Annotated in this window: 12 protein-coding genes; 3 read left to right on the forward strand and 9 right to left on the reverse strand. The window is 39.9% G+C overall.

The window, feature by feature from the left end; genetic code table 11:
- Nucleotides 1-552: 552 nt before the first annotated feature.
- From ACNQGS_RS24205 to pruA, 9 genes are all read right to left on the reverse strand, one after another.
- On the reverse strand, nt 553-2,013 hold the full coding sequence (locus tag ACNQGS_RS24205) for a DUF4153 domain-containing protein (RefSeq protein WP_491489555.1): 1,461 nt from the start codon (nt 2,011-2,013) through the stop codon (nt 553-555).
- 69 nt (nt 2,014-2,082) lie between these two features.
- The gene (locus tag ACNQGS_RS24210; RefSeq protein ID WP_491489556.1) at nt 2,083-2,721 is read right to left on the reverse strand and encodes an HAAS signaling domain-containing protein; all 639 of its coding nucleotides are present in this window, start codon (nt 2,719-2,721) and stop codon (nt 2,083-2,085) included.
- A complete protein-coding gene (locus ACNQGS_RS24215; protein WP_491489557.1) occupies nt 2,702-3,049 on the reverse strand; it encodes a PadR family transcriptional regulator in 348 nt (115 codons plus the stop codon). Before ACNQGS_RS24215 ends, ACNQGS_RS24210 begins: the two co-directional genes overlap by 20 nt.
- 117 nt (nt 3,050-3,166) lie before the next feature.
- Nucleotides 3,167-3,340, reverse strand: a complete 174-nt coding sequence (locus tag ACNQGS_RS24220) for a hypothetical protein (protein WP_491489558.1) — start codon at nt 3,338-3,340, stop codon at nt 3,167-3,169.
- Nucleotides 3,341-3,424: 84 nt separating this feature from the next.
- On the reverse strand, nt 3,425-4,867 hold the full coding sequence (locus tag ACNQGS_RS24225) for an amino acid permease (RefSeq protein ID WP_491489559.1): 1,443 nt from the start codon (nt 4,865-4,867) through the stop codon (nt 3,425-3,427).
- Between the two features lie 350 nt (nt 4,868-5,217).
- Entirely contained in the window at nt 5,218-5,472 is a 255-nt protein-coding gene (locus ACNQGS_RS24230; RefSeq protein WP_491489560.1) for a biotin/lipoyl attachment domain-containing protein, read from the reverse strand.
- 46 nt (nt 5,473-5,518) lie between these two features.
- Nucleotides 5,519-6,784 (reverse strand): Glu/Leu/Phe/Val family dehydrogenase, encoded by a 1,266-nt coding sequence (locus ACNQGS_RS24235; RefSeq protein ID WP_491489570.1) that lies wholly within the window; start codon nt 6,782-6,784, stop codon nt 5,519-5,521.
- 69 nt (nt 6,785-6,853) lie between these two features.
- Nucleotides 6,854-8,056 carry an ornithine--oxo-acid transaminase gene (locus ACNQGS_RS24240; RefSeq protein WP_491489561.1) on the reverse strand — a complete coding sequence of 401 codons (1,203 nt, stop codon included), beginning with the start codon at nt 8,054-8,056 and terminating at the stop codon, nt 6,854-6,856.
- Between the two features lie 61 nt (nt 8,057-8,117).
- On the reverse strand, nt 8,118-9,662 hold the full coding sequence (gene pruA, locus ACNQGS_RS24245) for an L-glutamate gamma-semialdehyde dehydrogenase (RefSeq protein WP_491489562.1): 1,545 nt from the start codon (nt 9,660-9,662) through the stop codon (nt 8,118-8,120).
- 213 nt (nt 9,663-9,875) lie between these two features.
- Between pruA and ACNQGS_RS24250 the strand changes: the two genes are divergently transcribed.
- From ACNQGS_RS24250 to ACNQGS_RS24260, 3 genes are all read left to right on the forward strand, one after another.
- The gene (locus ACNQGS_RS24250; protein WP_491489563.1) at nt 9,876-11,291 is read left to right on the forward strand and encodes a sigma-54 interaction domain-containing protein; all 1,416 of its coding nucleotides are present in this window, start codon (nt 9,876-9,878) and stop codon (nt 11,289-11,291) included.
- 336 nt (nt 11,292-11,627) lie between these two features.
- Nucleotides 11,628-11,861, forward strand: coding sequence for a methionine aminopeptidase (locus ACNQGS_RS24255; RefSeq protein ID WP_491489564.1), 234 nt, complete (start codon nt 11,628-11,630; stop codon nt 11,859-11,861).
- Nucleotides 11,862-11,954: 93 nt separating this feature from the next.
- The gene (locus ACNQGS_RS24260) at nt 11,955-12,293 is read left to right on the forward strand and encodes a hypothetical protein (RefSeq protein WP_491489565.1); all 339 of its coding nucleotides are present in this window, start codon (nt 11,955-11,957) and stop codon (nt 12,291-12,293) included.
- The last annotated feature ends 32 nt before the right edge of the window (nt 12,294-12,325 follow it).

Raw genomic sequence — 12,325 nt, forward strand, 5'->3', positions numbered from 1 at the left:
GATGCTAATATCCTCATCTGGGTCTGTTAGGGTCCGCTCTTATCAGTTTTGGGAGCAGGTCAAGCACCGATTTTGATAAGTAAGCGGAGAAATTTCTCCTAATTAGGAAATAGCACTGAAAATAGCCTTAATAGACGGAAAGATTCCGACTAATGAATCAAAAAACGTGAAAATGGGTAATTTTTCTTTGCTTAATCGGAAAACCTCCGCTTATATCCCCCGAACCCAGCTTTATTCTACTGTTTAACCGAAAAATCTCCGCTTATTTTTTATATCACTGGTTACTCAATTAAGGATTAGACTATTTATGTTTCTAAGCATTTTTTGTAAGATAAATTGTATATCAAATTGTGGGGGTAGAACAGCCATTGTACCCCTACGATTTGTGGTGCATTTCCCTATACAAATTTTTATGTAAAATTCACCCAAATAGATTTACACCAATAAAAAATGAGTGTCAATTTCATATGCAAATTGGCACTCATGTTAATATACATTTTTAATATTTGCGATAGTTAACGGAACCCGTTAGCCTCCCAGCCCGGTTTCGTCTTATTTTAAATGAAGCTTTCTAAGCTCCGTAAATGCCTGCTCTCTTTTTAAATTATAGGACTGCCATGATCTATCCTCTGTTAGGGCCTCCTTCTGCCTGACTTCTAAAATTTGCGTCAAACCTTCAATATTCTTATCTTTTTCGTAAAGGTCGATTAACCCCAGAACGCCAGTATAGGACAGGCTGTCAAAGTGGTGAACATCAATTTTCCTTGTTAATTCATAGCGGTCGAGGTTCTTACTTACAACAATTTGATTAGGATCGATGACCGTCATGGCTGTGTAATAAAGCAAGGATGAAATAAAGAAAAAATGAAATAACGACAGCCGCTCTATCCAAACTTTCACCAATGTATAGGTAAAAATCAACACTAAAAATATCATAAACGAGTGTGCCATAACTCTTATAAAAGTAAATCCATATGCATCTTCATACATACTTAGCCTGATAAAAGCCGAGCATAGCATCACAGCACTTGAAAACACCAAAAGTGTCAGCAGGATTTGCGTAAATCTTTTTATGAAATGAGAGGTCAGGCCCACGAAAGTCAACACAACCACAATGATCGATAAATTAATGATGGTGACGAATAACAGTTCAAAAAAGCCCTTCCTAGCGTACTCGGCATAGGTATAATCACCCTGAAGGGTTCCACTGAAGAAATATTTAAACTGAACTACGGTAAATAATAGATAAACGATATTAATTAAACAAAGAACAGTTATGGTGATAATCGCATCCACTTTCAATCCCTGTTGGAACTCAGCCTGCTTTATCACCTCAATTTGCTTTTTAATCAAGACTTGCATAAACCCAAAGAAAGCTGCAGTAAAAATGAGAATAACGATTAACCTTATCATGCCTTCCGCATCAAATGCATTGAACCAATTCGGGATACCGCCCATAATCCGTTCAAACTGGGTATCCGCCGACATAAGAAGACTTAAGACCACAAATAGGACTGGGATTGAGATCAGAATGCCGATGAAAACCTTTTTCCAGATGATAAATTTATCTTCATCCACTCCTCGTTTTACACCGCTTCCAATCAGCTTAGTCATTGCCGCATTATACTTGATTGCATCTAACAGTCTAAAAAACAAATAAGGTATAAACCAGATTTTATTCCACTGCATACTTTTCGGACTTGTTACAATGACTATATGAAAAACAACTAGTGCAGGTATGACTAAAATGTTTAATACATTAAAAAACTTATTATCGTTCAAAAAGTAGCTTGCGGCCAGAAGCCAGATGCAGCATAGAACCAGGTAACCGAATCGTTGGTGGGTAAACGAAAAGCGCCGGTACCGCCAAAAAAAGACCGCATAAAACGCGATAAGAAACACCAAATATGAAATCCCTATTTGCCCACGGAAAAATGATTCTTCAGCTAAAATCCCAAGCAATAAGCACAAACCTAAAAACAGCCAATCCATTTTTTCCATTTTGCTTTCCATTTTCATCCCTCATTTACATTGTTTTTCTATATACATCGTATTTCTAGGTAATATTGCAAAAAAAACTGCTTATATCGACGCTTTCCTCCCCCAGCGATAGCCAAGCATACTTATTGGGTACAGAAATATCGTAAAAATGATACAAGCAATAATAAATGTTTTCGTTAATAAAGGAGCAAACCATGAATGTGGTATGATTTCGAAAACAGTTAATATCATTAAAATTAAATTAGGTATGAGCGATAAAAGAAATGTTTTTCTAAGCAGCTTTCGGCCGCCATGTCCAAAGCCTTTGCCGATTTCATACCCCAATAACGCCCAAAAGAACATATACAAGAAGGCAATTAAATTGGGAATGGATGTTAGGTGATTCCATATTGATGTCAGCCACGACCATTGATACAAATTATGTATAAGCGTAAGAAAACTGCCTCCTGCAAAAAAAATAATATTAAGGAGAATGAACAGCCATTTCATATTGCTCGGAGTGACGGAAAGTTCTTCCTTCCAAGCGGCAGCTATTTCTGCTGGGCTGCCGAGCCTTGTGAATAAAATGTCCTCGAGTTTCCCATGATCCGTTACTTCAAAGGATTCCAAGATGATTTCATCAATATGGGTCTCGTATTCGCGAAGAATATTTTCTTTATCTTTGTGAGTACCGAGTTCTTGGGAAAGTTCATTAAGAAACCTACTCTTCAGCTGTTCCATGCTTCGATCTCCCAATAACCTTATTCATTACTTTTACAAAGTCCTGCCATTCTTGTGTTTTTTCTGCGAGCACTTCTTTTCCAGCTTCAGTGATGCGATAATACTTGCGGGCCGGTCCCTTCTCCTGCTCCTGCCAATAGCATTCAATGTACTCCTGCTTTTCAAGCTTATGGAGCGCAGGATATAATGTCCCTTCTTTAACGCTTAAACCATTTTCACTTCGCTGCTCCAATTCTTTAACAAGCTCGTAGCCATACATATCCCGTTCGTTTAATAATTGTAATAGGATTAGTGACGTACTCCCTTTTACCAGTTCACGATTAAACATTTTCTCACCTACCTAGATTTATTAGGTATATAGAAATTCTACATGACAATTTTTACCTTGTAAAGTGTTTTTACACAAAAAAGTGACGATTAAAAAAATCGTCACTCCCTACGGCCATTATTTCATTTTAAAATCATCTTGTTGACGCTCAATATATTCATCACGTTCGCCGCCATCTGACAATTCCTCAGAAAATCCATATCCGGTTTCACTCTGCACCAAGTTGCTTGTCCTGATTGTTTTTGGATGTAAATTGTTATTAGGTGCAGCCTGCTCATTCCACTTTCCCATCGATATCACCTCATTTTTATTATTTGGTGTTTTTAAAAGATTATCCACGAAAAAAACGCTTGGAATCCCAAGCGTTTTTAAAAATTAAATAACCATTTTTTTATCATTTTGAAGTTGTAATTCTTGCTCTTCTGTGCCGTCCTGCTCGCGGTTCTTTTTAATTTTGAAATGGTAAATTAGGTAGCAGGCAATAACAAATGGAACACCAAGACACAATGCCAAGCGCTGCTCTGAGTCAAATGCTAAGCTTGATAATACAACAATGTTTAATGTTAAGGCGATAATTGGCAGAATTGGGAATAGTGGTGTTTTAAATTTCAAATCCTCCACTTTACCACCTTCACGGATAAATTTACGACGGAAGGCAATTTGTGAAGCGGTTATGGAAATCCAGCCCACCTGTGCTCCTAAACCTGCTACTGACAAAAGCCAAACAAAGACAGTTTTTTCAGCAAAAAAGCCTGATAATAAAGATAGAAGTGCAATCCCAAGTGTTAACAGAAGCGCATTAAATGGAACACCATTCTTGGTTACTTTTGTTAAAGCAGGACTGGCCATCTTTTCCTTAGACATTGCATACAACATTCGGGTTGCAGCGTAAAGACCCGAGTTTGCTACAGAAAGTAAAGCTGTTAGGATTACAAAGTTCATAATATCAGCAGCATATGGAATACCGATGCTGTCAAATACCACAACGAACGGGCTTTCCACCACACCTGCTTTTTCCATTGGAATGATACCGGCTACGACAAAGATTGCTAACACGAAGAAGAACAGTGTACGCCAAACTGTTTGTTTAATTGATTTTGGAATGGTTTTCTCCGGCTCTTCACTTTCTCCGGCAGCAATCCCGATTAATTCGGTTCCCTGGAACGAGAAGTTAACTGCAATCATGGTAATGATTAAAGCAGTAAAGCCGTGCGGCATGATACCGTGAGCTGTAAAGTTGGATAAGAATGGGGCAGCATGTCCGCCTTTCATATGAATCAGACCAAACATAGCAGCGCCGCCTAGTGCGATAAACATGATAATTGCTAAAATTTTTATACTTGAGAACCAAAATTCTGCTTCACCAAAAGCTCGGGCAGATAAAGCATTTAGAGCAAATAATACGACGGCAAAAATTGCACTCCATACCCAAACATCTACATGCGGAAACCAGCGCTGCATCAGCTGTCCTGCTGACAGCAGTTCAAGAGCAACAGTAACAGCCCAGCCTAGCCAATATAACCAACCAAGAGCAAATCCTGTCCCCGGTCCAATAAATTTAGTGGTATAGGTTTGGAACGATCCCGATACTGGCATGGCGACAGATAATTCACCAAGACAAAGCATGGTTAAAAACATAATGAAACCGCCGACGATATACGAAATAATTGCTCCTGTCGGCCCTGCCTGACTGATGGTATAACCAGATCCTAAGAACAAACCTGAACCGATGACTCCGCCCAGCGAAATCATGAACAGATGGCGGGACTTCATCGTTCTTTGCAGTTCATGGGTTTGATTGTTTTCAGGTAATTGCATGAAAATTTCCCCTCTTCCCATTAAAGTATACGCTTACAAATTGATGATGATTGTAAAAACAGGAAATAATGTGACTAGTAAACTGCCTTCACTTTCTGTCACACAAGAAAGAATAAGCGAATTTATAATTTTATACAACAGGCAAATCTTTCTAAAACTAACACTATTTTTACGTTATATTTATTTGCAATTTTCATGCCAAAATATAAAGCTTAATTTTTGACCATTTTTCGAAATTATAGCGCCAAAATTTTTGGCATAATATTAAAGATTTTGCGCTCCAAATGCAAAAATACTCTTCCCACTAAAATGGGAAGAGTATTAAATGGATGGAAAATGAAATACTTTTATTAATCGCAGCCGGTAATTTGTAAATCATCTTGGATGATTCCTAACTTGGTTTGCGGATCCACCTTTTGTCCCTTCTTTACATAAATGGATCTTACATACCCGCTTATACCGAACGAAATCTCTACAATATCACCGTTCTCTGCTCTTACTAGAAATAGTTTCTCCCATTCATACACGTGGTTGTTTTCCTTTGTGACAACTTTTTCAACAGTGCCAGAACAAGGACTATAAATAGTTTCATCCTTAAAAATCAATTTTGTTCTCTCCTTATCTTAGATTTCGTCCGATTTTGAAAGCTTTTTACACCCAGCCGCGGAATTGTGCTGCTTCCGCCATTTTTCTAATACCTGTCATGTAGGCAGCCAAACGCATATCAACTTGATATTCATGCGCTGTCCGATAGATTTTTTCGAAAGAGTCAACCATTACTTTTTTAAGTTTCTCGGCTACTTCCTCTTCAGTCCAATAATAGCCTTGATTATTTTGCACCCATTCAAAATAGGAAACTGTTACACCGCCTGCACTTGCCAAAATATCAGGGACAAGCAGGACTCCGCGTTCAGTTAGAATATTCGTTGCTTCGAGAGTTGTCGGACCATTGGCAGCTTCCACTATGATTGCTGCTTTAATATTGGCTGCGTTTTCCGCAGTGATTTGATTTGAAATGGCAGCAGGAACAAGGATATCACACTCTAATTCAAGCAGTTCTTTATTGGTAATTGTCTCTTTAAAGAGCTGTGAGAACGTACCAAAACTATCTCTTCTATCAAGCAAGTAGTCAATGTCAAGACCATTTGGGTCATGGACTCCACCATAAACATCGGAAACAGCAATAACCTTTGCACCGGCATCATGCATAAATTTAGCTAAATAGCTGCCCGCGTTACCGAAACCTTGGATGACTACCCGAGCGCCTTGCAGTTCAATTCCTTTTTTCTTGACCGCTTCTTCGATGCAAATGGTTACGCCGCGTGCTGTTGCTGTTTCACGGCCTTGGGAACCGCCCAATACGATTGGCTTACCGGTAATAAATCCTGGTGAGTCGAACTCGCGAAGACGGCTGTATTCATCCATCATCCACGCCATAATTTGGGAGTTCGTATACACATCTGGCGCCGGAATGTCTTTTGTCGGACCTACAATCTGACTAATCGCACGTACATAGCCGCGGCTCAGTCTTTCAAGCTCTCTAAATGACATCTTCCGAGGGTCGCAAATGATGCCGCCTTTACCTCCGCCATAAGGAAGATTGGTAATCCCGCACTTTAAGCTCATCCAGATGGACAATGCTTTTACTTCCTCTTCATTCACTTCCGGATGGAAGCGGACGCCGCCCTTGGTTGGACCTACCGCATCATTATGTTGGGAGCGGTAACCGGTAAACACTTTAACAGAACCGTCATCCATTCTGACTGGTATGCGGACTGTCAACAATCTTAATGGTTCTTTTAATAAGTCAAACATCTCGTTTTGGTAACCTAATTTTGTCAAAGCCTTTTGGATTACTGTTTGTGTAGAGTAAAACAAATTTAATGACTCCTGCTCCTTTTGCTGCTCATTTGTCATTTCATTTACCACTGCATTAACAGACATGGAAAGACACCTCATCAAATTTTTAAATAGTTGTTGTTTAAATTAACCTAAAACCTTTTGAATCTTTTCAACTGCCCAATCGATTTCCTCTTTTGAGATAATCAGCGGCGGTGCAAAACGGATAACTGTATCATGCGTTTCTTTACATAACAAGCCTTCTTCTTTCAACTGTTCACAATATGGTCTTGCTTCTTCTGTTAATTCCACCCCGATAAACAATCCTTTACCGCGGACTTCCTTAATCATCGGATTGCTGATTGTCTTCAATTGATCTAAGAAGTATTTTCCTAATTCAAGTGAACGTTCAGACAGTTTTTCCTCTTCGATGACATCAAGGGCTGCAAGGGACACGGCACAAGCAAGCGGATTACCGCCAAAAGTGGAACCGTGCGATCCTGGATTAAATACACCTAAAACATCGGAATTGGCAACCACGCAGGAAATTGGGAACACCCCGCCGCCTAATGCCTTACCTAAAATAAGCATATCTGGTTCAACTTCTTCCCAATCGCAGGCAAACATTTTACCAGTACGGGCTAAGCCAACTTGAATTTCATCAGCAATAAATAAGACATTGTTTTCTTTACATAGTTCAGAAGCAGCCTTTAAAAACCCGTCAGGAGGTAAAATGATTCCCGCCTCCCCTTGAATCGGTTCCATTAAGAATGCTGCAGTATTTGGTGTAATCGCTGCCTTTAACGCCTCAAGGTCACCGTAAGGAATTAATTTAATGCCAGGAAGCATCGGGCCAAAACCGCGCTTATATTCTGGGTCCGAAGATAAGGAAACCGCACCCATGGTCCTGCCATGGAAATTGCCTGTGCATGCAATGATTTCTGCCTGATTTTCGGCAATGCCTTTTACATCATAACCCCAGCGGCGTGCAGCTTTTAACGCTGTTTCAACTGCTTCCGCGCCGGTGTTCATTGGAAGCGCCATGTTCTTGTTGGTCAGTTTGCAGATTCTTTCATACCAAGGGCCAAGCTGGTCGTTATGGAATGCGCGCGATGTTAGAGTTACGCGGTCCGCCTGGTCTTTCAAAGCTTGAATGATTTTTGGATGGCGATGGCCCTGGTTTACTGCTGAATACGCGCTAAGCATATCCATGTAGCGTGTTCCTTCAGGATTTTCCACCCAAACCCCTTCTGCTTTGGAAATGACGATTGGCAGCGGATGATAGTTATTGGCTCCAAATTTATGTGTTTTTTCAATAATTTCAGTAGATTTAGTTGATGTCATAGTCATTTTATGTCCTCCCTTTATAGTTGCAAGAGAGCTTGTGAGCCCCCTTGCTATCCTCTTAAAATTACAGCGTTTCTGAAGTCGTTTTTGCTTGCATATGAAGAATTAAATAATCAGGGCCGCCTGCTTTGGAGTCCGTTCCTGACATATTAAATCCGCCAAATGGCTGATAGCCGACAATGGCACCTGTACAGCCCCGGTTGAAATAGAGATTACCTACATGGAATTCGTGGCGCGCTCTTTCAATATGCTCGCGATTATTGGAAACCAATGCACCAGTTAAGCCATAATCGGTGTTATTGGCAATCTCCATCATATGGTCAAAATCACGTGCTTTAGCGATAGCCAATAACGGCCCAAAAATTTCCTCAAGCATAATGCGGGCATTCTCATCAACATCCGCAAAAATGGTTGGCTGAATGAAGTAGCCCTTTGAATCGTCCCCTTCACCACCGGTCATGAGTCTGCCTTCTTGTTTGCCAATTTCAATATAGCTCATGATTTTTTTGAAGGATCTTTCATCAATGACAGGTCCCATATAAGTATCGGCTGATTCAGGGCTTCCAAGCGTTAATGTCTTTGTAAGGGCAACCACTTTTTCAAGAACTTCATCATAAACATCTTGGTGAATAACAGCACGTGATCCTGCGGAACATTTTTGACCAGAGAATCCAAATGCTGAGTAAACGATAGAAGACACGGCTAAATCTAAATCTGCATCTTTATCGACAACAACTGTATCTTTACCGCCCATTTCGGCTATCACACGCTTCAGCCAAATTTGGCCTGGGTTAACTTTAGCTGCGCGTTCGTAAATGCGGCAGCCCACTTCACGGGAACCTGTGAAGGATACGAAACGTGTTTTTGGATGGTCAACAAGATAATCTCCAATTTCAGCCCCGCTGCCTGGAACATAGTTCAATACTCCATTAGGAAGTCCAGCTTCATGCATCAGCTCTACAAATTTTGCAGCAATGATTGGCGTTGAGTTTGCCGGCTTTAAAAGCACAGTGTTTCCGGCAACAATCGCAGCTACTGTAGTTCCGGCCATGATCGCCAATGGGAAGTTAAATGGTGAAATGATAATCCCTACTCCAAGCGGAATATAGCCGAACTGATTAAATTCACCGGGACGGCTGTTTACTTGAACACCGTCTTTGATTTTCAGCATTTGACGGCCATAGAATTCTAAAAAGTCAATTGCTTCTGCAGTATCAGCATCTGCTTCCTTCCATGGCTTCCCTGCTTCCTTCACCATGTAGCTTGAAAATTCATGCTTGCGGCGGCGCAGAATGGCTGCAGCGCGGAATATAATGTTGGCACGATGTTCAGGGGCCCAGTTTTTCCATGTTTCAAAAGTAGTTAATGCTGTTTGCATAGCACTTTCAGCTAATTCTAGGTCAACCATCGATACGGTACCGATAACTTCTTCCTTATTTGCTGGATTGATAGACGCAATTTTTTTATCAGTTGTAATTTGCTCTCCGCCAATGACGACTGGATAGTGCTTGCCAAGCTGGGATTGAACAAAGTCTAGTGCATCTTGAAATGCTTTTTTATTCTTTTCTTCAGAAAAATTCGTAAGTGGTTCATGTGTATACGGTTGCATCTAATTAAGCCTCCTTTGTTTGTAACACACTTTTAATATGCAAGTTCCGTGCCAACTATTTTTTTGCAGTTTAACAACATTCCAATATAAAAAACACGCCAATTTTTTTTGCTATTTTGCATATATTTAAGAATTTACGCAAAATTATTTTGCATTATAGTCTGATTTTTGATTAAATTGGTGCATAAGGGATTTGCAAGGAGAGAAAACGTCATGGAAAATACAAAAAGAACAATCCAACAGCTGCAATATATAAACAGTATGTACAAAAGGATATTGGACGAGGTCGACGTAGGTGTCCACGCCGTCGATAATACGGGGAAAACAATCGTTTACAATAAAAAAATGATGCAAATAGAGTCGATGGATATTCAGGAAGTAATCAATAAGAATTTGCTGGATGTTTTTAAATTTAAAGATAATCAATCTAGTACACTAGTAAAAGCTCTACAGGATGGGAAAGAAACCAGTAATGTCAAGCAAACCTATTTTAATAATAAGGGCCGCGAAATTACAACCATCAATAATACGATCCCAATTTATCAAAATGAAAATCTGCAAGGTGCAGTTGAAATTGCCAATGACGTGACGAAACTCGAACGCCTGATAAAAGGAAATACCAATAAAAGCGGCACCAGATATACGTTTGATAATATCATTGGGAATAGCCCTGCCCTTAAAGAAGTGATTGAGGCAGCGAAACGTGCGAGCCGGACTGCATCTTATGTATTAATCGTTGGGGAAACAGGTACAGGCAAAGAGCTTTTTGCGCAGAGTATTCATAATGCCAGCACTCGGCTTGCCAGTCCATTTATTTCGCAAAACTGTGCTGCCTTGCCTGATAATTTAATCGAAAGCCTTCTTTTCGGAACGAAACGCGGAGCTTTTACTGGCTCTGTTGATTCACCGGGATTATTTGAACAGGCTGAAGGCGGCACACTGTTACTTGATGAAATTAACTCTTTAAATATGAACCTTCAGGCAAAGCTGCTTCGGGTCCTACAGGAACGAATGATCCGTAGAATCGGCGATACAAAGGATACACCTGTTGATGTCAGGGTGATCGCCAATATCAACGAGGATCCGATTGATGCCGTCGCCAATAACAATCTTCGAAAAGATTTATATTATCGGCTGGGGGTGGTAACAATTTTCATCCCGCCATTAAGAGAAAGAAAAGAGGATATTCCATTATTGGTGGAGCACTTTATCGAAAAATATAATGATCGTTTTCAAATGAATGTAAAAGGATTATCTGAAGAGGTTAAGCAATCATTTTTTGAATATGATTGGCACGGTAACATCCGCGAGCTTGAACATATCATTGAAGCTGCGATGAACATCATGATGGATGAAGAAATCATCAAGTACTCCCATTTACCGTATCAATACCGCAATAAAATGCAAATGAAGGAAAGAATGCTCCCTCTTTCTACAGTTGATACCTTTATTAATGAACAGGCTGATATTGCAATCCCTCTTAAGGAGCAGCTGGAGCTATTTGAAAAATCCAACATCGAACACGTGCTGAAAAAGAATAACCACAATATTTCAAAGAGTGCTAAACAGCTGGGACTAAGCCGGCAAAGCCTGCAATATCGAATAAAAAAACTAAATCTCAGCATTTAATATTCAAAAAAAAAGCGGTAATCAACGGGATTACCGCTTTTTTGCATTCACAAACAGGGCTTGTTTTACATAAAAATATTATTATATAAAAGTATTTGCAGCAGCTGTAACCTTTTTAAAAGATAAAAGCATAATTATTCCATTTTTACCCCATACTAAGAAAAGCGGAAGGCGCCCGTCAATCGGCGTATGGACTGGAGCGCTTCGACTGAGATAAAGGAAACACGGAGAGCGCTAGCGATCCGATGTTGACTTATCGTAGGGAGAAGAGCGAAGTACACTAGCCGATGGCGCCTGGAGCTGGACAATTTTCAAAGTCAAAAACTCTTGTCCTATTTGAATAAAAACGTTGAGGTGAAAAAAATGGGACTGCTCAGTTCATTCAATCAATGGAGAGAAACACGATATCAAAATCATCTCTCCAATATGAAAGACCAAGGCAAATGTCCAGATTGTTTTGGCCGAGGCTACACCGTTTACCCTTACAATGAATTTGCATATTTTAATTCGTTTGAATGTCCGGGATGTCAAGGCAGCGGCCATTACACGGATTGGGAAAGCTATCAATAGACTAGTCCAAAATAGAAAGAGGCAGTCTCACATGGATTCTGATCCACTAGCCTTCGAGACTGCCTTCTTATTTAGTTGATTGGAGGTAATGCAATGTCGGTTATTGTCCACCAGACATTCACGATTAAACAGGATAAATTTAAAGAAGGCATTGAAAATTTACGAGAAATAAAAAAGTTTAGAATGGAGAATTATAACCATAAGGTTGAGATTCTAACGCCTATTTCCGGAAAAGATCATACATATGCATTGCTGTCGACTTACGACGGGTTAGCTGAGATGGAATGGCAAAATAAGAAAATGTTTGACGATGAAGAATATCTGGAACTAATTGGACCATTTTTTCTTGAAAATATAGCAGAAGGCAGCATGTATACGCAGATTTATCGCACGCTTAGCGATAAAAGCAATGAGAAGAAAAGTGAAAAATAAAGATGATTGACGTGCAAATTTTTTTGCACGTT

The organism is Neobacillus sp. PVCKKU3, assembly GCF_058323225.1.